Origin of the sequence: Allomuricauda sp. d1 (assembly GCF_039592695.1) — a bacterium.
Classification (GTDB): Bacteria; Bacteroidota; Bacteroidia; order Flavobacteriales; family Flavobacteriaceae; genus Flagellimonas_A.
In genome coordinates this window covers 782,940-805,644 of the sequence record NZ_JBBUTK010000001.1, presented here as the reverse complement: position 1 = coordinate 805,644, position 22,705 = coordinate 782,940, and the positions used below count along the sequence as shown (strand labels likewise).

Below are 22,705 nucleotides of genomic sequence, written 5' to 3'. Positions count from 1 at the left end.
CTTTATCATTCTTCCCAAAATTCAGGTTCAATATTTGTGCCCAATAAAGTACAGTCTACACATTCAGCTGGCGCCAAATAATATGCGCCAAATTCGAAAGTAACAAAACGAAAATTTCCTGAATTCAAAAGGTTGACCAATTCTTGGTCATTCAACAAAAACCCACCCTCAATGGCATCACTTCCACAATCCGCTACAAAAGCTGGGAAGTTGATGTCAGGAAACACATCCCTAAAATCAAAAAAAACTCTTTGTGACCTAACAGACGAAACTTCGAAATACCCCAAAACTTTTTCGTTCGGGTTTTCCAAAGCCTCTATATTACCCTGTATAAAACCTGCTTGTGTCTGGGCAAAAACGCTTTCCAAATCTGAAAACTCTTGCAGGTTTTCATAAAAAGCATGTGCTTGCCTAGTCTGGGTAAACTGTTTCACGTTTATGCTATATCGATTTCTTAAAATAATATCGTCACTCGCAATGAATCGAATGGGGAAATTAGTTATTTCACTCTCTATAAGTCCTTGGGTCGTGGCAATCATAATGGAATTGGATGAAGTGGTGTTATAACAAACCCTATCTTGTTTTTCTCGTAGACGTTCTTCTACCAAGGGTGGGTTTTCTGAAATCACAAATAAATCCGTTGATGGATTGAAAGGTGATATTATCTGATAGGTCTCTTCATATTCATATCTAAAGTATGTTGTTTCATTGTTATCAGAGCTTCCATCTACCGAGATTTCGACCCCATCAGTACCATTTTCATTTACTTTTCTTGAGACACTTAACATATCTATATTTGCCGTGCTGGGCATATTTTCTTGTTTTGACTTATATATTTTGCCGTCCGAAGTTTCAATCTGCAATTGGTAAGACTCATTTTCAATAGCAGCAAATGATTGCAAAGAAAGATAGTTGCCCGGTGCGACCTCTTCAAATAAAAACTCATTTTGAGACCCCTCTACAATTGCTATGCGTGCATTTTCTTCTGGTCGGTTTGCTTGATTTTCTATGGGGGTGGTTCGTGACAATACTATTTCTTGCCTACCGAATTCATCGGTTAATGTGGCCTCTACAACAAGTATATTCTCAAAAGTTATTGTTTCGGGCTCGAATTCTTCTATACAGCTTGCCATTGTTAGAAATAGAAAAAGCATTGATGTCTTGAATGATTTAAAAAAACATAGTTCTAACCTGAGTCTGTCACATTTTCTTTTCATCCTCATCTATTCCTCCCAAAAATCAGGGACCACATTGGTTCCTAAGTTATTGCAATTGCCACATGCAGGAGAGACAATTTCATAGCTCACAGCATTATTAAAGAAACCTTCATTGATTGCGACCAATCTGTAGCCAAGACCAAGTAAAACTTTCAATTCTTCAAATTCTTCTCCTACAGGCATTATAGGAAACTCTCTGAAAACACAATCCTCAAAATATCTGGGAAAATCAACATCGGGAAAAATATCCCTGTAATTAAAAAAAATACGCTTAGAGCTTACGGAAGCTACCTCAAAAAAACCTAAAACCTTTTGGTTGGGGTCCGATGTCGATGATATGTTGCCCTCAACAAAACCTGGCTGTATCTGTGCAAAAAGATTGTCTAAATCTGAAATGGTCGACAACGTCTCATAAAATGCCTGTATTTCTCTTGACTGAACGAATTGTTTTACCAATATGCTATACCTGAACCGTAATATCGGGTTGTCATTTGGAATGAAATGGACAGGTGTATTGGTCACTCCATCTCCAATCAAATTATTGGTACTGGACAATATGATGGAATTGGACACACCGCTGGAATAGCAGACCCGCTCTTCTTGCATCTTTGGCACTGTTTCTAACACAGGTGGATTTTCAGAGACAATCACTAGGTCAATACGACTTGTCGCAAAAGGTGCTATCACTTGATAAGTCTCTTCAAATTCATAGCGAAAAAAGAAGGGGCCTTCACCGTTGCCCGAGCCCGTAGCCAGTATTTCTACACCATCCGTTCCGTTTTCATTCACAACCCGCCTTGCTGTCACCTCATCAACTTGCCCAGTGGCCGTTATTCGTTTTTCATTTGATTGATATGACCTTCCATCTGCGGTGGTAATGTCTAATTGATAATCTACGCCATCTTCAGCATTGAACTCCTCTATTGATACATATTTTCCATCTTCAATCTCTTCAAAAAGGTATTGCCGTTGATTAGAGTCTGTAATACTTACAGAAGCCCCACGTTCTGGAGCTATTGAATCATTTTCAATGGGTGTCGTTGTTGATAATATGATTTCATGTTTTTTAAATTCATCGGTCAGCATAGCTTCTACGACCAAAATGCTTTCAAATGCTATACTCTCTGCCTGAAACTCCTCTACACACCCATAGAGGTTTAAAAAAGCAATAAATAACAATGCTCTTTTCACGAATGTACTACCGTTCAGTATTGTCGCTGTTCTTTTCTGCACTGTATGTCAAAACTTGAAATTATAGGTTATAGAGGGTACCGGAATGGCAAAAATTGAACTCTGCAATGCCTTTATTTCGCCCTGCTCGGTCACAAAAAACACTGAATAGGGATTGTTTCTGCCCAGAACATTGTATACAGAAATCGTCCAGAAGCTATGGGCCAATTTATTTTTCTTGTGATTGCCTTCAATATTGAAACCTAGATCTAATCGGTAGAAATCAGGAATTCTAAATTGGTTTCGGTCACTGAAGGCCACAAAATTAGATCCACCAAAATTAAAATTACCAATAGGAAAGGTGACCGGTCGACCAGTTTGATACACAAAATTTGTGGATAAACTAAACCTTCTGGTGAATTTATAGTTTGCAATGAGACTAATATCATGGGGTTTATCAAAATTTGACGGAAAAAACTCGCCGTTGTTGACGCGCTCTTCATCAAACTCGCTGTCTAATTTGATAAACGACCTTGAATAGGTGTAGCCCAGCCATCCATTTAGCTTGCCCTGGTTTTTTCGGATGAGAAATTCAACTCCATAAGCTTTACCATCACCTTGAAGTACCTCTCGCTCGATATTCTCGTTGAGCAGAATCTGAGAACCTGTTTTGAAATCCAATATATTATCAGAAGTCTTATAAAAACCTTCTAAACTGATTTCGTACTTATTCGAATTAATGTTCTTATAAAGACCCAAAGAAGCCTGATATGCCATTTGTGGCTCTATATTTAAATCTGACAACTTCCATGTGTCAATAGGTGAGACCGTGGTATTGTTCGATAATCTATGTATGTATTGGTATGAGTTGTTGAGAGAGGCTTTAACGGATAGGCTTTCGCTCAGCAAATATCGGCCTGAAACACGCAATTCTGGCCCGATATAGGTTTTTATGACTTCATTATCATCAAATTGCAACGTGTCAACCACTGTCTCTTCACCTCTTGGGGCATTTTCATCATAGACAAATTGCGTGCTGGGGCCCAAAGCATTAAAAATATTGAGCCTGCCACCGATATCAATACTTAATTTATCATTTATGTCAATTGTAGAGGATATAAAAGCTGAAGATTCGAGTGCCTGCTCTTTTGGAATGGATAGCCGCTCTACGGAAGATTCACCTCCCTTAGGTTCTAAATCTCCTGGACGTATGCCATATAACTTGCTCGATATTCCATAATCCAACGAAACACTCGGCGATACCAAACTCTTGAATTTTGCCCTAAACCCTGTTTCTTGCACTTTGTAACCTAACTCAAAATCATTGTTCGCATCACCATCGAATTCGATGCCAAAACCATATTGGCTATAAGCAAAATTCAAATCGAGGCTTGTTTTGGTTTTAAATTGGTGATTCCAATTGAGGGACAAAAGCTTGTTATCATACACATACAATGAGTCAGAGGTAATACTAAAGTCATCCCTGCTCAGATAGCCAGTCGCTTTAACCTGATTATTCTCATTGATTTTATGCTCGTACACAATGGTTGCATCATAAAAAGAAGCTTCACTATCGTTAAGCGACTCATCGTTTAAAGAGCGCAAAATCCAATTAGAGTACGCCCCCCTTCCCGCAAGCATTACACTGGCCTTTTCGTTGATTACAGGAACCTCGACTGCTAAGTTTGCCGTGACGGGCCCAACGGATCCCTCACCAGAAAATTTTTCTTTTTCCACCTCTTTTGTGGTCAAATCAAATACCGATGATAGCCTACCACCATATTCGATTGGTATACTGCCCTTATAGATTGTCGCACTGCCCAGCACAAATGGGTTCAATGCAGAAAAAATACCAAAAAAGTGTTGTGGGCTGTACAGTACGGCATCATCGAATAAAATTAGGTTTTGATCCGATTTGCCTCCTCTAACATTGAAACCGGCCGAACCCTCACCTGCGGTTGAAATGCCCGGTAAATTGGTGGCGACCCTAAGAACATCCCTCTCCCCAAGTACTAAAGGAATGTTTTTTGATTCCTCAATGTCAATTTCTTCCACTCCGGTGTCGGTTTCTTCCACATTTTCATAAATATCTGCACTCAACACTACCTCATCAAGCTGTTCAACCTCTTCATTCAATGTCAAGTTTAGTGCTCCATCATTGTAAATGATTACCCTTATAAAAATATTTTCAATACCCAGTGAGCGTGTCTCAAGCAAATTAAGACCGGGGGGCAGCAAAATTGAATAGTAGCCTTCATCATCTGTCACCACGCCAGTTTTTGCGTCTTTTAAAAGTATGGAGAGATCTGGTATCGGATTGTTTGTCTTTGCATTCTTTACATACCCTGATAAGGCATACTTTGATTTATTATCATAGTCTGTTTCCTTCCCTATTCGATAGGTTTCCACCCTTTTTTGGGTTTTGACCTTTTCATTCACCAAAATGGGAGCTTGGGGAATATTGGTGATCTCTTGCTCTTCATGCTCCACCGTATCCTTACCAACACCGAAGAAACCATCGGGCAATTCATCATATATGAGATTGTTCTGGGTAAGGATGATTTTGCTGCCGAGAACATAAAAATTTAAAACTGTTTTATTCAATACAGCATCTAGAATCTCAGTTACATCTGCATCAGAAAAGATTCCGCTTACTTTGATGTCTGAAAGCCATTGTCTGGAATAATAAAAACGGTAGTTTGTTTTTTCTTCAATATCCAACAAGACTTTTTCAAGAGCCTCATTTTCAAATGAAAGGGAGATACGCTCTGGATTTTCTTGTGCTATAAGCGATGAAAAAGTGCAAAGCACCGACAGCATTATAATAAAAATCCTCATTCTTGAATTATTTCTCTTTGTTTGCGATAGAAATCATTCATTTTGCCTACCAATGATACCAGATGTGAATCCTTATCGTTTTTGTACAATCTTTTATTAAAATATAATCTGTATTCTTCCTTAAATTCTGGAAAGATGTTCTTGAAATCACTTGGGTTTTTAATCAAATAATGGCTGTTCAAGAACTTTAATATATATTGGCTTTTGGCATTTTTAAATTCGTAAAAAACATTGCCCTCTCTTAGAAGTTGAAATCGCTTTTTATTGTATTTCTTTAGCAACACCATATTTTTAGATTCAAACAGAACCTCGCAATATCCTTCAAAGTCAACGCCGTTTTCTTTAAAATTTAAAAAAGTGTACTCCTTGCTATACATATAAAACCTATCAACCTTGTTTTTTATCAAGATTAAGGTACCACTGCTCAGCTCATGTTCAATTTTTGTCAGGAGCTCATTTTCATAAACATTGAGTTTCAATTTAACATCAGAAAAATAAGAGCCATCATAAAAAATTGAACCATTCACAAAGTCTTGATTTCCATAGTAAGGGTGGTCTTCATCATTTGCCAAGCGGTATTTCGCGGCTAGTTCAATACCGTTATAGAGTGAGGTATTCGCTATACCTACCCTATCATCAAACTCTTTCAAGATTGTAGCTTGGTAAGTGGGCAATTGTGCGGTCAATTGGCCATAGAGCAAGAGAGACAGAAATAAAAAATACTTGTTCGTAACCTTCTTATTGATTGTAAAGCAATTTTTTGCGGGAAAAGCAGTGAAAATGTATGTTCATTAGTCAAGCCCAAAATACAAAATAGAAATGCAACGACAAATTATCTTTTCTTTGGTTTGAAAATAAATATGTCTTCTGAAGCCTCTTTTATCTCTTTTTCATTCATCATCATTGTGCGGAATTCGCCCTTGATATACATTTCTGCCTGATCTTTGTAATGTTTGCTTAACGGGTTCCCGGATTGCCCAGTTGGGAGAATACCCATACTGTTCTCAATATCTGAAAAGTCAATGATTCTTCGTGTTGAGGGGCCAGAACTTACCCGATAATGCAGTGTGCTATCATAAGGAAATGCCATGTTGTTGATGACCTCGCGGCTACCATGCACTGAAAACGGCCCCACATTGAAATATTTTCTAAGTGATGCCACCTCACCAATGGGGTGTTTATGCTCTAAGGTGTGTACTTTGTGCCATTGCCAGTCAGAAACCTTGGGGCCAAAGTCTTTTTCTAAGGATTGGTAGGCCTGTAAGAACGATTTAAGTACAATGTCATATCGCGTTTCTTTAATGTCTTCTGTGGTGGCATCATCCCACCAATACCCTTCTTCCATCATGGCGCCTTTGGCAATATGCCGCTTTACAAGGTGGGTCGAAAGAAATTGCTTGAATTGCTCAGCACCCATTTCGTCTTCAAAGGTGTTCTTCAGCACAAAATATTCACAACGGTGGTAGAACGTGCCCGCAATGGAGTTCAACGGGTAATCGCCCTCCCATTTCTGAAGGATATCCAATAACTTGACCTGCTCTTCTTTAATATCCTGTACCTGCATTGATTTCAGTAATTCGGCAAGGATCACAGTGTTCACTGTGGAAGTTACATCCAAAACCATTTCTTTTGTCGAGGCCAAATCCCAATCATTTTTTGCTTCCAACAAATTGACAATACGCCTTGCCCTGTTCTCGGGCAAGTAGTAGCCAGGATACAACATTCCGGCAATGCTGTCGGGTTGGTTATTGGCGGAATAGACATAGCCCCAAGGGGGATTGATAGCTTGCGGATTTTCAGAAAAATCCAAATAACGAAGTGGTTCTTGTTCACCTGAAGCACCGTTCAGAAAGAACTTTGTTGACAGGCTATCGGGCATCTTATACAATTTTGCCGATGCCCACCATGCCACATTGCCTTCTGCATCACCGTACATCACATTCAGCCCGGGAGCATGAATCTTTGGCAGTGCATCCTGAAATTCAGTGATATTGGTCGCATGCGAAAGACCGTACAGTGCCTGAAGTACTTCATGGTCATCAAAGCTGGTGTACACCCATGACATGGCCACAGGTTGCCCAGCGGTAACTTGGTCTGCAATGCCATTAAGAATGGGGCCATGGCGTGTCTTTTTGTAGGTAAATTGAACAGTCTCACCATCCTTGACATTGATTGTTTTATTTACATATTCGTAATCGGCCCATCCTTTTTCGGTCTTGTATTTTGTGCTATCGGATGGATGGGGTTCTTCGTAATAAAAGTTCATGTCATCATTTTGAAACATGGTCAGCCCATAAGCCAGCTTACGATCGTGCCCCAGCAATGGAAAAGGCACTCCCGCCAAATGGTATCCATATTTCTCATAGGTAGGTGTGCTCACATGCGCTTCGTACCAAACCGAAGGTTGGGCAAAACCAATGTGCGGGTCATTCGCCAAGATGACTTTGCCATTCTTTGTCTTTTCAGGGGCAATGACCCAACTGTTGCTGCCCTCAAACTGTGGCACGGGCAAATGCTCAAGTGCTTCTGTCGTAAGGGCTGTGATAGTTGAAGCGACTGAATCCAGTTTTTTTGGGTTATGGTTCCGTATCCACACGGTTGAAGTGTCAGATGCAATGGCCAAATCGTTCATGTAGGCTTCTCCCCATTGATTTTTGAGATTAGTGAGCAGCGGGTCCGTTTTATGGGCCATGGCAAAACTAAAGGCCATGTAACCCACTGTATTGTAGACATCTTCAAGAGTGAAGGATTCTTTGTCCAATCCCGTTAGGTAAAACTCCACAGGTGTCGGGCCATCTTCAATGAACTGGTTGATGCCATCAAGATAGGCTTCTGCAAGCACTACCGCTTCAGAATTTTTATCCAACCCTTTCAAAACTTTTTGGGTATTCTCATCAATGCCCAAAGCCAGAAAGAATTTATCGGTTTTAATCAGTTTTTCACCAAAGACTTCTGATAAACGGCCTTTGGCGATTCTACGCAGCAGTTCCATCTGCCATAAGCGGTCTTGGGCATGCACATAGCCGAGCGCCCTAAAGGTATCGCTCTCGTTTTGGCCATAAATATGGGGAATGCCATAGGTGTCAAAATATACCTCGACATCGGTTGAAAGCGATTTCAATTCTTTCTCGCCTTCATAAGTGGGTGTCAACGTATTCAGAAAAATAAAGAAAGAGAAAATGAGAAGTGCGACAAGGCCAAGGATGACCCAAAGCACTTTTTTGAGTTTTTTCATTGGGGGCGGTTGATAATTGGTCCTAAATTACTTATTTCATTGTTAATTGATACCGATCAAGCCCAGATTTCAACCATTCTTCATACGTTTCAGAATCTACGTATTGCACAGCTTCGTTAAGGATTTCTAAATCAGGTGACAACAAAACATAATACGGCTGAGAGGCTGCGTTAAAGTTAATGGTCTGAAAGGTGCCCCATTTTTGTCCGACAGTTTCTATGGATTTAATCCTTCCAGAAGGATATTGAAAATCAAACTGTTCACTTTCAGGAAGCTGTTTTCGGTCATCAACATAAAGTGATATCAAAACATAGTCATCACGAAGCAAGGGATAAATTCTCGGGTCGCTCCACACCTTTTCTTCCATTTTTCGGCAGTTGGCACAGGCCCATCCGGTAAAATCGAGCAAAATCGGCTTGTTCTCAGCTTGGGCATGGGCAACACCAGCGTCAAAATCCTTAAAGCAATCTAATCCCAAAGGGCAATCACTATCCGTTACCTTAACACTGTAAAAGTCAGGGGGCGTAAAACCGCTCAATAATTTTAAATGGGTCGTGCCCGTCAACCCAAGTATCAGATACACGGCAAATGCAGCACTTAAAACCCCTGTGGCCTTCCTTCCCAAAGAGAGTTTTTGTCTTGGCCCGTCATGTGGAAAGCGAAATATGCCAAAAAGGTACAGTGCCAATAGTATGAACAGCACGATCCAAATGGCCAAAAAGATTTCGCGCTTAAAAATGCCCCAATTGCCCACCAAGTCGGCATTGGATAGAAATTTGAAGGCTAAGGCCAATTCTAAGAATCCGAGAGTCACTTTTACGGTAGTCATCCATCCACCAGACTTAGGCAGTGAATTCAACCATGCCGGAAATAGGGCAAACAGAGCAAAGGGCAGTGCCAAGGCGAGGCCAAAGCCTGTCATACCGGCAGAGAGATTCACCGCGATATTTCCCTCAGCCAAGGTGGTGCTCCCCAACAGTCCGCCTAGAATCGGACCCGTACATGAAAATGAGACAATGGCCAGGGTCAATGCCATAAAGAATACACCCAACCCTCCTCCTACTTTCGCTGAGGCCGAATCCAATTTATTGGCCCAAGAGCTGGGCAGCGTGAGTTCATAATAGCCAAAGAACGAAAACGCAAAAAACACAAAGACCACGAAAAAGAAAATGTTGAGCCAAATGTTGGTGGCAATGGTATTGAGAATCTGTGAGTCAATGGAATCAAAAAGATGAAATGGCAGGCTCAACAAAAAATAGATCAACACGATAAAAAAGCCATACAATAAGGCATTTTTGACCCCTTTTGTGCGATTGCCGGTATGCTTTGTGAAAAATGATACCGTCAATGGTATCAATGGAAACACACATGGGGTCAATATAGCGATCAAACCACCCAAAAAGCCCAGGCCAAAAATCATCCAGAGACCAGAACCAGCCGTTGGTCCTGAGAGCGAACCCCGTGTCAACAGCCCCTTGTTCTTCAAATCAATCTTCAGGGCCTTGCCCATGGCGGCGCTTCGCTCGTCAATGGTTTGGGCAGTAGCGGCAAATTGGCTTCCATCCAATGTAATCTGAAATACCACATCTTTTGGTATACAGACTTCTTTACAGATTTGATAAAAGAGGTTTACGGTTACCTGTTTTACCTCTGGGTCAAGCAATTTTATGCGCTGGGTAAAAATGGCTTCCTTTTTGAAAAAGGTTTCGTCCACTTCAAAAATATCGCTGTACTCGGTTATCGTTTCACTCTCTTTGGTTTTCCCAAGCAGTTCATAATCCACACCAGCTTTCTCAAAAGTAAATTCACTGGGCATGGACCCGCCCTCGGCCGTGTATTGCGAATAGATGTGCCAACCCTCATGGATTTTCGCCTTGAAAATCAAATCGTGTTCCGTATCAGATATCTTTTTCACTTCATGGCTCCACAGAGCAGGATTTTCGTCCGACTGGGCATATCCGATGGTAGACATCGTAATAAATAGTAGTATCAGCGGCACCAAATTCTTTATCATACAATCGTCAACTTTAAAATATTTTTTGTTTCTCGGGTTACTTTGAACCTGTCGTCGGCCCTACGCCCGATCACCCAGACAATCTCATCGCCTGAACAGAGTAGCCACTGTTTTTCTTTGGATAGGATGTCAACTTTTTCGTCCTTAAAAAACTTGGCCACCTTTTTCTTGCGCTTCATACCGAAAGGATAAAAATAGTCGCCATTTTGCCACTTTCTTATCAATAACGGATAGTTTAACGTTTCCTTATCTACGTAAATAGTGTTTTTCGAGGGGTTTTCCAACGTATCGACGGTCTCAATTTTCATCTGAAAAGGATCGTGGACAACAGTTTGTGCTTCACCGATTTGATGATGTTCTGAAACAACTTCTCCGTTTTCACTCAAAAGCAAATAGTTGCGGTCTTTGACCAATCGATGTGTTTTAGATGCTAAAAATTTACCGCTTGGGGCTTTCAGCAAGTCTTTTAAATTCTCGATTTCCGTGAAGCCATACTCTGAGAACAAAAAATAGAGACTTGATGTTATTGGTTGTATTTCTTTAAGTTCTTCTATTTTGATTTTTATGATGTTATCATATTCTATGAAAAGTTTTTGTTTAATTATTTTTATTTGCTCTTCAAGCCATACCTGTGTTTGGTGCAAGTGGCTTTGTGTGGATTGAAAATTCTTCAAAAATGCGGGATGCAACTCCTTCAATAATGGCACCACCTCATGGCGAATTTTGTTGCGCAAATATTTGGTTTCGGCATTGCTGCTGTCTTCTCGCCATTGCAAATCCTGTTCTTTGGCAAAGGCAAGTAGCTCTTTTCTAGAGAACGGAAGCAATGGACGGATAATATTCCCGTTTTGTTCTGGAATGCCCGAAAGTCCGTCAATACCTGCCCCTCTGGAGAGGTTGATTAGAAAAGTCTCTAAACTGTCATCAGCATGGTGGGCGGTGAGCAAGAAGTCAAAATTTTTGTTCTTTTGAAGTTCTTGAAACCAGGCATAACGCAAATCGCGGGCCGCCATTTGTACGGAACCTCCCTTTTTGTTGATATAGCCAAGTGTATCAAAAGTTCTAGTAAATACTTGAACATCAATCCTTTTTCCCAATTCCTCGACGAATTGCTGATCACCGTCACTTTCATCGCCCCGAAGTTTAAAGTTGCAGTGGGCCAGGGCAAACTCCAGTTGCAGTTTATAACAAAGGTGGGCCAGCACCACGCTATCCAATCCGCCGCTGCAGGCCACCAGAATTTTGCCCTTTGAAAGAAATGGCAGTTTGTTTTCAATATGTTTTTTGAAACGTTCAAGCACAATGCAAAATTATGAAATACGAAATGGGAAATACGAGGTATGAAGTTTGAAGTACGAAATACGAAGTCAGAGGTACGAATGTAGAATTAAGGATGATGTAAAAATATTGGAATTAACAATATCAACAATAAAAGTACACTGCGCACAGCATAAAGCGTAAAGCGAATAGCGAATAGCGAATAGCGAATAGCGAATAGCAAAACTACCCTTCTAGCACACTACGCATCGCCTTGGCCTTTAGCAAACACTCTTGATACTCTTTTTCTATGCTCGATTTGGCGGTGATGGCACTGCCTACAGAATACGACACATAGTTGTTTATGGCATTGTACAAAATGCTGCGAATCACCACACTGAAATCAAAATCCCCACTCGGATTGAAATATCCGACCGCGCCACTGTAAAGCCCACGTTTGGTCTCTTCCAATGCTTCAATGAGCTGCATTGCCGAAATCTTGGGAGCACCCGTCATGCTGCCCATCGGGAAAGTTTTTTTGATGATTTCAATCAAGTTCATCTTCTCATCGACCGAACAGCTGATGGTCGAGACCATTTGATGCACCTGTCTATACGAATGTACGTTACACAATTCTTCAACTTTTACCGTGCCCCTTTTTGCAAATCGGGAAAGGTCATTGCGGACCAAATCGGTAATCATAATGTTTTCAGCACGCTCTTTGTCGTTGGATGCCAATTCTTCTTTGAGCATCTTATCTTCCTCGAAGTTTTTTGACCGGGGCGCAGTACCCTTAATGGGTTGTGAAATGATTTTGGCCCCCTTTTTTCTGAGATATCGTTCTGGCGATGCGGAAAGCAAGTAACGTTCACCCAATTTCATAAATGTGGCAAAAGGTGGGGTGGATATTGAATTTAGCTTCAAATAGGTAGAAACTGGGTCAATTTCAGTATTAAGGGCATAGAATTCTTGGCAAAAATTCGCTTCGTAGACATCGCCTCTATGAATATGCTCCAACAGTCGCCCCACTTTTTCAAAATACGCATCCTTGTGAATGCGAAGCTTGATTTTAATGCCCTGTTCAACACATTTTTTAGGCTTGGCTGAGGGATTTTTTATCTGTTTAAGATCTTCCTGCAACTCGTGAAAGCAGCTTTCTTGATAAAGAAGTTCTGCAGTTCCATCGTTAAAACGAATTATTTTGTCAGGTACGAAAAAGTCAAGCTGTCGAAAGCCCAGTCCATCATAATTATTAGAGCTCAATTGCTCCAATTCATTTTTTAAGTCATAGGAAAAATATCCGAAGAGCCAATCCCCGAGATTCTCCAGCTTGGCTTGAAGCATCTCTAGGGTATGGAAGGATTTATTATTGCCTCCTACGGCCAAAAGTGCATCAAACGCACCATACTTGTCGGCATGGTTGTTTCCATCAAGCCAAATCGCATTTTCATACTGAATGGCCCAGCCCAAAAGATGTTCTTTAAGCGGTTCGTTCAGTTTGACCTCAAAAAGTTGCTTTTTGCGCAAAGCATCTGAATTTACAGGGTACTCGAGAACTTGTTCAAAGCTTCTTGGTGTGATTTCTTCAACTTCTCATCGATGATGCCATCGGTATCATTAAAACTATGGTTGAACGAAGGAAGGGAGAAAGTTGCGACAATTTCTGCGCCGAAACGGGGCAGCATTTTTTCTATGGTTCCCAATGCGTTTGCACCACCGCCCCTCCCGGTTGAGGTCGATAACAAGAAAACTCTTTTTTCGGCCAAGAACTTGCGTTCCAATCGCGATAGCCAATCCAACAAATTCTTGAAATAGGAAGAGGGATTGCCATTGTGCTCGTTCACACCGATAATGAGTGCGTCAACACTTTGCATGTCATTTTTCAATTCGACCAACGAATTTGAATACCCTTTTTGTTGTTCAACGTCAGCGCTGTACATGGGGAATGGGTAATTTGACATATTCAAAAGTCGCACCTCATGCCCTGACACCAAAGACACAGTGTGGCGAACCAAGCGATAATTGATGGATGTTGAAGAATTACTACCGGCAAATGCTAAAATCTGGGCCATATTATCTAAAAATCATGATTTTGCTAAAATAGCCCAAATGCAGAACAGTTGTTTGAATTTTGGTTAATTTTGCTGCGCAAACATCCAAAGCGGCTGTTCTGCAAGTATATAGGGCAATGAAACCGAAATCTACAAGACTGTTTTTTATTGACGCCATGCGTGCATGGGCAATCCTCATGATGTTGCAAGGGCATTTTATTGACGGTCTGTTGGACACCATCTTCAGAAATCCTGAGAACCCCATCTACACGATTTGGTTATACTTCAGGGGCATTACGGCCCCCGTGTTCTTTACCGTATCCGGATTCATTTTTACCTACCTTTTGGTTCGGGTGCCGCAGACGGGGTGGAACAACCCCCGTGTAAAAAAAGGAATTCGAAGGGGCCTGCAATTATTGATTATCGGGTATTTGCTTCGATTGAACATCTTCGGGCTCTTTGAAGGCAAAATCTATGAAGGTTTTTACTTGGTAGACGTACTGCACTGTATCGGTTTGTCGATTTTGGCCATCATCGGGGTTTACGTATTGACCGAAAAATGGAAAAAGTTCGCCTTCCCTTTGGTCTTGATTGCCATCACCCTTGTGCTGTTCTTGTTTGAACCGCTATATAAACAATGGTCATTTGCCTTTTTGCCCAGTGGTTTGGCCAACTACTTTACCAAGGTCAACGGGTCTGTGTTCACAATCATACCTTGGCTGGGGTATACCGCTTTTGGAGGGTTTCTTTCTCTGCTGTTCACGCGCTTTAAAGACTCAAAACATCTGTACCCGGCCGCAATCGTTCTTTCTGTGATTTCTGGAATAGAATTGATTTTCTTTTCTTCGGATGGATTCATCAAACTCTACGAACTAACGGGAATCGATTTGTTCTACATCATTCAGTTGAACAATTATTTGTTTATCCGTCTGGGGGATGTCTTTCTGGTCTTTGCGGTTTTTATGCTGCTGAGAAGTCTTTTGACAAACACTACCATCCTCAAAATCGGACAAAACACACTTTCGATTTATGTGATTCACTTTGTGATTCTCTACGGAAGCTTTACCGGATTGGGGCTTTACCGTTTCTTTTACCACGAATTGAATCCTGCAGTGGCCATATCGGGGGCCGTGGCTTTTATGGTAGCCTGTACTGCATTGGCACTTTGGTATGATAAAAACGAAAGTGGCGTTAAGAGTCGAATCACTTTTGCGATCAATTCTATTGGAGTGCAAGTGGTCATCGTCTCTAGAATGGCCTCCCTTTTAATCAGGGAATTGCTTGTACGCATTAAAATGGTGTTGTACCGCTTGTTTGGTTTCGTACAAAACTGACCATCCTACTTCAAAAAAATCACCTTAAACATGCAACGCCCTATCTTCTGTAGCGGCGAGTGCAGCTTCCTTGACCGCTTCGGCATAGGTCGGGTGTGCATGGCTCATTCGGGCCATATCCTCGGCAGATGCCCTGAATTCCATGGCAGTGACCGCCTCAGTGATCAAATCGGCACATCGGGCCCCTATCATGTGTACCCCCAAAACCTCATCGGTATTCTTGTCGGCTAAAATTTTGACAAACCCGTCAATGTCCATGCTGGCTCGGGCGCGGCCCAAGGCCCTCATGGGGAACTGCCCCACCTTGTAATCAATACCCGCTTCTTTGAGCTCTTCCTCGGTTTTGCCTACTGCTGCCACCTCGGGCCATGTGTACACGACACCTGGAATCAAATTATAATCGATATGGGGTTTTTGTCCAGCCAAGATTTCGGCGACCATGGTGCCTTCTTCTTCTGCTTTGTGGGCCAACATGGCGCCACGTACCACATCACCAATGGCGTAGACGTTTTTGATATTGGTTTGAAGATGTTCGTTCACTTCAATTCTTCCTTTGTCATCGATTTTCACACCGGCAGCTTCAGCATTCAGTCCATCGGTATAGGGTCGTCGGCCAACGGAAACCAAACAGTAATCGCCTTTGAACTCGACTTCTTCCCCTTTTTTATCATCTGCTTTTACAATGATTTCATCACCCTTTCTTTCTACAGATTTCACCCTATGGGAAAGATTGAACTTCACTTTCTGTTTTTTCATCACCTTCATCAATTCTTTTGAAAGTGAACCATCCATCGTAGGAATGATACGGTCCATATACTCAATGACCGTGACCTCAGCGCCCAATCTCTTGTACACTTGCCCCAATTCAAGGCCAATGACGCCTCCACCAATGATAATGAGGTGTTTCGGAATCTCTTTGAGGGTCAAAGCCTCTGTTGATGTAATGATGCGCTCTTTGTCAATTTCAATGAATGGCAAGGTTGACGGTTTTGACCCTGTGGCAATGATGGTATTTTTTGCTTCTATCGTGGTGGGCTTGCCTTTTCCTTTTTTGATTTCAATGTGTGTGGCATCTTTAAAACTGCCAAGCCCTTCAAAGACATCAATTTTATTTTTATCCATCAAGAACTGTACACCTTTTGTGGTCTGCTCCACGACAGCATCTTTACGGGCTATCATTTGTTTGAGATTGACCTTGACCTCTCCGGGAATATCGATACCGTGCTCTTCGAAATGTTTTATGGCATCTTCGTAATGGTGTGAAGAATCGAGCAATGCTTTTGAAGGAATACAGCCCACATTCAGGCAAGTACCCCCCAGAGTGGTATATTTTTCGATGATAGCGGTTTTCATTCCGAGTTGGGCACAGCGAATTGCCGCGACATATCCACCAGGCCCAGAGCCGATAACGGCCACGTCATATTGACTCATATAGTGTCTTTATAAAAATTTATAGAACAGATAATCTAAAACGAATGTAAAAATACGAATGTTTTAAGGAAAACAGGATGCCTTTACACAGGTGCCAAAGGAAATTTCAATGCAGCAAAAGAACCCACCCAAAGCCCGGCGACAAGAGAAAAATTCTGGAACACATCAAACCAAAATGGATTGGCACTTTGTGGGCAGCCCGTGATAAAAAACAATTGTGCCAACAATCCGAACGAAATAAGCACATGCGGCCAAAAATTTGAACGTACCACAATGAGTGAGGCCTTAAAACCGACTATGCCACCCGCTGCCATCAAGGCCATAGTTTTAAAAGCGATATCTGCTCTATTTGAAACACAATAATTGATTTCTTTAAAGAAGACATCTTGCACAAGCGTAGTAAAGAGCAAGAGTGAAAATGCGCCAATGATAGTGGCCAACGCTGTCAGAATCAAACGTACTTTTGGTTTCATTGGTTGTATGGCTTTCTGATTGATGTTGCTATAGAACAGAAAATTACCCAACCAAATTGTTGCACATTTCAGTTTTAACGCATTTTTAGGTTAAACTTTTACAAAAGACGGCCGATTTTGGACATCATGGGCCAAAATCGTAATATTACCGCTACGCAAAACCAATCAAATGGCCCAAAAGGACAAAAAAGCCAAGTATCGAGAAAACGAAAAAATCATTGAAAACAGGGAATTGAACATCTGGGAAGCCCTAATCCCCGTCTTCGTTTTGGTAGCGATGTTGGCCTATAACGTCTATGTGTTTGGTGATGATGCCTTGAGTGGTTCCAATCAATTCATTCTGTTGTTGGGCGGTGCGGTAGCCGCCATTGTAGGTTTCTTCAACAAGGTGTCGTACAAACGAATGTTGGCCGAGGTGGCAGAGAATGTGCGTTCAACGACCGGTGCCCTTCTCATTCTATTGATGGTTGGTGCACTTTCGGGTACTTGGTTGGTCAGCGGTATTATTCCCGCCATGATTTATTACGGATTGCAAATTTTGAATCCGACTATATTTTTGGCGGCCTGTGTCATTATTTGTGCCATTATTTCGATAGCCACTGGTAGCAGCTGGACGACGGCAGCAACCGTGGGCATTGCCCTGATTGGCATCGGTGAGGCCTTGGGCATATCATTGGGCATGACTGCTGGCGCCGTACTTTCTGGGGCCTATTTTGGGGATAAAATGAGCCCGTTGAGTGATACCACCAACCTGGCCCCGGCCATGGCAGGTGGAGAGCTTTTTTCGCACATACGCTACATGGCCTTGACGACCATTCCGACCATTTCTATCACCTTTTTGGTCTTTATCATCATTGGGTTTACCATTGATACCAACGGTGTGGCCGACACTGATGCCATTTTGAACACCATCGGTTCAACCTTCAATATCAATGGTTGGCTGTTCATCGTTCCGATAGTGGTGATTTTGTTGATTGTCAAAAAGGCCCCTCCCCTTTTGGGATTATTGGTGGGAACGCTCTTGGGCGGAGTTTTCGCTTTGATTTTTCAACCCGATATCGTTGCCAGAATTGGTGGTGGTGAGCTGTTGGACTTTACTTCAGGATACAAGGGTATTTTGAACGCCATCACGGTTGACACCGCCATCGAAACCCCTGACCCTGCTCTTAATGATTTATTTTCTTCAGGGGGAATGGCGGGCATGCTGGGCACCATTTGGCTTATCGTCTGTGCCATGGTCTTCGGTGGCGTTATGGATGGTATTGGAGCGTTGGAGCGTATCACCAAGTCACTGTTGAACATGGCAAAGACCACATTCGGCCTTTTTGCAAGTACTGTGGGAAGCTGTTTGGCACTGAATGTCACGGCATCTGACCAATACCTGGCCTTGGTCGTGCCCGGTAAAATGTTCTCAAAAGCATATGAAGAACGTGGCTTGGCACCAGAAAACCTAAGCCGCACGTTGGAGGATTCAGGAACGGTGACCTCGGTATTGGTACCTTGGAACACCTGCGGTGCTTATCATAGTGGCGTTTTAGGGGTGGCCGTGGGCGATTATTTTTTCTATGCCATTTTTAATTGGATGAGTCCATTTATGACATTGTTGTTTGCTGCCCTAAAAATAAAGATCAAGCAATTGGCCGTACCGGCCCGGGCATAAATAAACGCATTTTCATAGTTGGTTTTCGAGGCTTCGTTTCTTAACTTCACGCCATAAAATTACCTAGCAATGGCATCAATTACTTTAGGCGGCACACCGGTCAACACTATAGGAGAACTACCCCCTACACAGACAACCGCACCTGACTTCACATTGACAACATTGGATTTATCTGAGGCTTCGATGGATGATTACAAAGGAAAAAAAATAGTGATGAATATTTTTCCAAGTGTTGATACGGGCACGTGTGCACAATCCATCCGACAATTCAATCAAGAGGCAGCTGAGCTTGAAGACACCGTGGTACTTTGCATTTCTAAAGATTTGCCTTTTGCCCAAAAAAGATTTTGTGGCGCAGAAGGCATCGAAAATGTAGAGATGTTGTCAGATTTCAGGTCGGGAGCCTTTGGAAAAGACTATGGGGTTGAGTTTGTTGACGGGGCATTTAAAAATCTTCTGTCCAGAACAGTGGTGGTCATCGATGAATCTGGAAACATTCGTCATACCGAACAGGTTTCAGAAACTGCTGATGAGCCCAACTATAAAGCTGCACTTGAAGCCTTGATGGATGCCTAAACAATCATTCTTCAAGAACCGGGTCAGAAGTATCGGGTTTGCACTAAAAGGGCTCTTTCTTTTGCTGCGAACAGAACCCAGCATCAAAGTACAGTTTGTCATAGCACTGGTCATGACAGCTGCAGGATTCTATTTTGAAATCTCTGCCACCGAATGGATTTTACAATTGTTGGCCATCGGCTTGGTCATGGGCATTGAGGGCATGAACACCGCGGTTGAAAAATTGGCTGATTTCATACACCCTGAGTACCATCAAAAAATTGGTTTTATCAAAGATGTTTCGGCGGGCGCGGTAATGTTGGTATCGGTGTTGGCAACAGTCATCGGCCTTATCATTTATCTGCCCAAATTCTTCTGAGCAAACGTCCGTTTCAATCCCCACCCACGTAAATTTGTAACTTAGTCGCTTATTTTTGCACCTACATGGCCAAAAAACGAAGAACATCCAAATCAAAATCTACCAAGAAAAAACGCTCATACCGGCTGTCAAAGCAAAACAAGATCATTCTGGGCAGTTTGCTGATCGTGTTGAGCATCGCCCTGTTTTTTTCGTTCATATCCTATTATTTCACATGGCAGGCCGATCAAAGCACTTTAGATCAATTTGCAGATAGAGATACGGAAGCAGAAAATCTGTTGAAGAAATTTGGTGCCAATGTCAGCCACTTTTTTATGTACCGTGGCTTCGGGCTTGCATCCTTCGTTTTTCCACTTTTATTTTCTGTCACAGGCCTTTATATGTTTTTGGGTCTGGATGGAAAAGGATTGTTGGGCAAATGGATCTGGGGCCTCCTCGGTGTCATCTGGACCTCGATTGCATTGGGCTTCTTCGCGTTCGAGCAACCGCTGCTAGGTGGATTGATTGGCTATGAAATGAATGATTTTTTACAGGATTACATTGGCAAAATCGGCATCTTCTTGCTTTTGACCTTTGTTTTAATCGTGATCATGGTGCGTTTGTTCAATTTTTCCCCGGAAGGTATCGGCAATTATCTGCGCGACAACTTCAAATCAAAGGAAAAACCAATCACCAATGTTGAAACCAGTTTAGATGAGAGTCCACTGGAAATCAGTCTAGACGACACCCCCGAAGAAAAAATAGATGCCTACACCCACAAAGACGAAATACCGCCCCTGAAAGATGGTTCTGGCCTTGATGTCAACCTGCCCGAACAAGAGGAAGAAGAAATAGGCCTAGAAGTATCAGAAGTTGCAGAAGAAAAAGAGGAATCGACCATCAAAGCCGAAAAAATGGTGAAGGATTTTGGGGAGTTCGACCCAAAACTCGAACTGGGCAATTACAAATTCCCTACTCTTGACCTGTTGGACCCGCACGGGGTTTCAGGGGGCATCACCATTAACCAAGAAGAACTTGAGGAAAACAAGAACCGCATCGTCAGCACCCTCAAGAACTATAAAATTGGCATCGCCCAGATCAAGGCGACCATCGGCCCCACGGTTACCTTATATGAAATCGTGCCCGAGGCGGGTATCCGGATTTCAAAAATCAAAAATTTGGAAGATGACATCGCGCTTTCATTGGCTGCTTTGGGCATTCGAATTATCGCCCCGATACCGGGCAAGGGCACCATTGGTATAGAGGTGCCAAATAAGAACGCAACTATAGTTTCCATGCGTTCGGTCATTGCATCAAAAAAATTCCAAAATGCAGAGATGCAGCTTCCGATTGCCTTTGGCAAGACCATCAGCAATGAGACCTTCGTGGTCGATCTTGCCAAAATGCCCCATTTATTGATGGCGGGGGCCACCGGACAAGGTAAATCCGTAGGGTTGAATGCCGTGATTACTTCCCTCCTCTATAAAAAGCATCCTGCCGAAGTAAAGTTTGTTCTGGTAGACCCGAAGAAGGTCGAACTGACATTGTATAATAAGATTGAGCGGCACTTTTTGGCAAAATTGCCTGATTCTGATGAAGCCATCATCACCGACAACAACAAAGTCATCAATACGTTGAACTCCCTGTGTATTGAAATGGACAACCGCTATGAACTGCTCAAGTTGGCCATGGTAAGAAATGTCAAGGAATACAACGCCAAGTTCAAGGCCAGAAAGTTGAATCCGAATGACGGACATAAATACCTTCCCTACATCGTTTTGGTCATTGATGAGTTTGCCGACTTGATCATGACGGCGGGTAAAGAGGTCGAAACACCCATTGCCAGATTGGCACAATTGGCGAGGGCCACGGGCATTCACCTGATCATCGCCACCCAACGGCCTTCAGTAAATGTCATCACAGGTATCATCAAGGCAAATTTCCCCGCAAGGATTGCATTCAGGGTTACCTCAAAAATCGACTCCCGTACCATTTTAGATGGCCAAGGTGCAGATCAATTGATAGGTCGCGGCGATATGCTCTTTACCCAAGGCAATGATGTGACCCGCATACAATGTGCTTTTGTTGATACTCCAGAAGTCGCAAAAATCACAGAATATATTGGCGCACAACGTGCTTACCCCGATGCACACCACTTACCGGAATATGTCGGAGAGGATTCTGGCACGGGTATTGATTATGATATTTCGGAGAGAGATTCGATGTTTCGAGATGCAGCCGAAGTCATTGTGACAGCTCAACAAGGGTCAGCATCCCTTATCCAAAGAAAGTTGAAATTAGGATACAATCGGGCAGGGAGAATCATCGACCAATTGGAAGCTGCAGGTATCGTGGGGCCCTTTGAAGGCAGTAAGGCCCGACAAGTTTTGGTGCCCGATATGAGCTCGTTGGATCAACTTCTCCAAAATGAAACAAAAAACAGACATTAAAGTGACATACACCATGATAAAAAGAACACTTGCGCTATTGACACTCTTTGTTTTAGCATTTTCTATGCAGGCCCAAAATGAACAAAAGGCAAAAGCCTTGCTTGACGAGGTCTACAATAAGGTGAAGGGATACGACAACATCTACATCGATTTTAAATATGCCCTAGAAAATACCGAAGCTAACACCAAAAGTGAGACCCGTGGCGATGTGACCATCAAAGGTGAAAAATACAGGGCCAATCTTTTCGGTTCCACGCAGCTTTACGATGGTTCAAAAATCTATACTATTGTGCCCGATAACGAAGAAGTTACCATAGATGACAGGTCTGAGGACAGCAACACGGTGACACCTTCAAAAATGTTGACATTTTATAGGTCAGGGCATAACTATGAGTGGGACATCACCCAAAATGTGCAGGGAAGAAAAATACAGTACGTGAAATTGATTCCCATTGACACCAATACCGAAATCAAAAGTATTTTGTTGGGCATAGATGCCGAGACGAAGCACATCTATAAGCTTATCGAGACTGGTCAAAACGGTACCAAGACCACTATTACCGTTAATACTTTCAAAACCGATCAACCCTTGTCAGAAACCTTGTTTACTTTTGACAGGGCCAAGTATAAAAGCGACGGCTATTATATCATAGAAAATTAGT

Annotated in this window: 17 protein-coding genes; 6 read left to right on the top strand and 11 right to left on the bottom strand. The window is 42.3% G+C overall.

What is annotated here, in order from left to right; all coding sequences use genetic code 11:
• Positions 1-5 precede the first annotated feature (5 nt).
• From AAAH86_RS03795 to AAAH86_RS03755, 9 genes are all read right to left on the bottom strand, one after another.
• Positions 6-1,133: a DUF4249 domain-containing protein gene (locus AAAH86_RS03795; RefSeq protein WP_343486170.1), complete on the bottom strand. Its 1,128-nt coding sequence runs from the start codon at positions 1,131-1,133 to the stop codon at positions 6-8.
• A 90-nt stretch (positions 1,134-1,223) separates the two neighbouring features.
• Complete coding sequence (locus tag AAAH86_RS03790) at positions 1,224-2,450, bottom strand: DUF4249 domain-containing protein (protein ID WP_343486169.1); 1,227 nt, start codon at positions 2,448-2,450, stop codon at positions 1,224-1,226.
• A gap of 6 nt (positions 2,451-2,456) precedes the next feature.
• Positions 2,457-5,225, bottom strand: coding sequence for a carboxypeptidase-like regulatory domain-containing protein (locus tag AAAH86_RS03785; protein ID WP_343486168.1), 2,769 nt, complete (start codon positions 5,223-5,225; stop codon positions 2,457-2,459).
• On the bottom strand, positions 5,222-5,899 hold the full coding sequence (locus tag AAAH86_RS03780; protein WP_343486167.1) for a hypothetical protein: 678 nt from the start codon (positions 5,897-5,899) through the stop codon (positions 5,222-5,224). Before AAAH86_RS03780 ends, AAAH86_RS03785 begins: the two co-directional genes overlap by 4 nt.
• Positions 5,900-6,057: 158 nt before the next feature.
• Positions 6,058-8,460, bottom strand: a complete 2,403-nt coding sequence (locus tag AAAH86_RS03775) for a penicillin acylase family protein (RefSeq protein WP_343486166.1) — start codon at positions 8,458-8,460, stop codon at positions 6,058-6,060.
• A gap of 31 nt (positions 8,461-8,491) precedes the next feature.
• The gene (locus AAAH86_RS03770) at positions 8,492-10,474 is read right to left on the bottom strand and encodes a cytochrome c biogenesis protein CcdA (RefSeq protein ID WP_343486165.1); all 1,983 of its coding nucleotides are present in this window, start codon (positions 10,472-10,474) and stop codon (positions 8,492-8,494) included.
• Positions 10,471-11,775 carry a tRNA lysidine(34) synthetase TilS gene (gene tilS, locus AAAH86_RS03765; RefSeq protein WP_343486164.1) on the bottom strand — a complete coding sequence of 435 codons (1,305 nt, stop codon included), beginning with the start codon at positions 11,773-11,775 and terminating at the stop codon, positions 10,471-10,473. The genes AAAH86_RS03770 and tilS overlap by 4 nt, the downstream gene beginning before the upstream one ends.
• Positions 11,776-11,977: 202 nt before the next feature.
• Positions 11,978-13,258, bottom strand: coding sequence for an anthranilate synthase component I family protein (locus AAAH86_RS03760; RefSeq protein WP_343486163.1), 1,281 nt, complete (start codon positions 13,256-13,258; stop codon positions 11,978-11,980).
• 11 nt (positions 13,259-13,269) lie between these two features.
• Positions 13,270-13,803: an NAD(P)H-dependent oxidoreductase gene (locus AAAH86_RS03755; RefSeq protein WP_343486162.1), complete on the bottom strand. Its 534-nt coding sequence runs from the start codon at positions 13,801-13,803 to the stop codon at positions 13,270-13,272.
• A gap of 116 nt (positions 13,804-13,919) precedes the next feature.
• Here AAAH86_RS03755 and AAAH86_RS03750 point away from each other — a divergent pair, with 116 nt between their 5' ends.
• The gene (locus AAAH86_RS03750) at positions 13,920-15,116 is read left to right on the top strand and encodes an acyltransferase family protein (RefSeq protein ID WP_343486161.1); all 1,197 of its coding nucleotides are present in this window, start codon (positions 13,920-13,922) and stop codon (positions 15,114-15,116) included.
• A gap of 24 nt (positions 15,117-15,140) precedes the next feature.
• Here AAAH86_RS03750 and lpdA read toward each other — a convergent pair whose 3' ends face one another.
• Both lpdA and AAAH86_RS03740 read right to left on the bottom strand, forming a co-directional pair.
• The gene (gene lpdA, locus AAAH86_RS03745; RefSeq protein WP_343486160.1) at positions 15,141-16,547 is read right to left on the bottom strand and encodes a dihydrolipoyl dehydrogenase; all 1,407 of its coding nucleotides are present in this window, start codon (positions 16,545-16,547) and stop codon (positions 15,141-15,143) included.
• A gap of 83 nt (positions 16,548-16,630) precedes the next feature.
• The gene (locus tag AAAH86_RS03740) at positions 16,631-17,020 is read right to left on the bottom strand and encodes a hypothetical protein (RefSeq protein ID WP_343486159.1); all 390 of its coding nucleotides are present in this window, start codon (positions 17,018-17,020) and stop codon (positions 16,631-16,633) included.
• 169 nt (positions 17,021-17,189) lie between these two features.
• Between AAAH86_RS03740 and nhaC the strand changes: the two genes are divergently transcribed.
• The 5 genes from nhaC (at position 17,190) to AAAH86_RS03715 (ending at position 22,704) form a co-directional block, all read left to right on the top strand.
• Entirely contained in the window at positions 17,190-18,680 is a 1,491-nt protein-coding gene (gene nhaC / locus AAAH86_RS03735; protein ID WP_343486158.1) for a Na+/H+ antiporter NhaC, read from the top strand.
• A 69-nt stretch (positions 18,681-18,749) separates the two neighbouring features.
• Positions 18,750-19,256 carry a thiol peroxidase gene (gene tpx, locus AAAH86_RS03730; protein WP_343486157.1) on the top strand — a complete coding sequence of 169 codons (507 nt, stop codon included), beginning with the start codon at positions 18,750-18,752 and terminating at the stop codon, positions 19,254-19,256.
• Entirely contained in the window at positions 19,249-19,614 is a 366-nt protein-coding gene (locus AAAH86_RS03725) for a diacylglycerol kinase family protein (protein WP_343486156.1), read from the top strand. Before tpx ends, AAAH86_RS03725 begins: the two co-directional genes overlap by 8 nt.
• Before the next feature lie 65 nt (positions 19,615-19,679).
• Positions 19,680-22,043, top strand: a complete 2,364-nt coding sequence (locus AAAH86_RS03720; RefSeq protein WP_343486155.1) for a DNA translocase FtsK — start codon at positions 19,680-19,682, stop codon at positions 22,041-22,043.
• A gap of 13 nt (positions 22,044-22,056) precedes the next feature.
• The gene (locus AAAH86_RS03715; protein ID WP_343486823.1) at positions 22,057-22,704 is read left to right on the top strand and encodes an outer membrane lipoprotein carrier protein LolA; all 648 of its coding nucleotides are present in this window, start codon (positions 22,057-22,059) and stop codon (positions 22,702-22,704) included.
• Position 22,705: the final 1 nt, after the last annotated feature.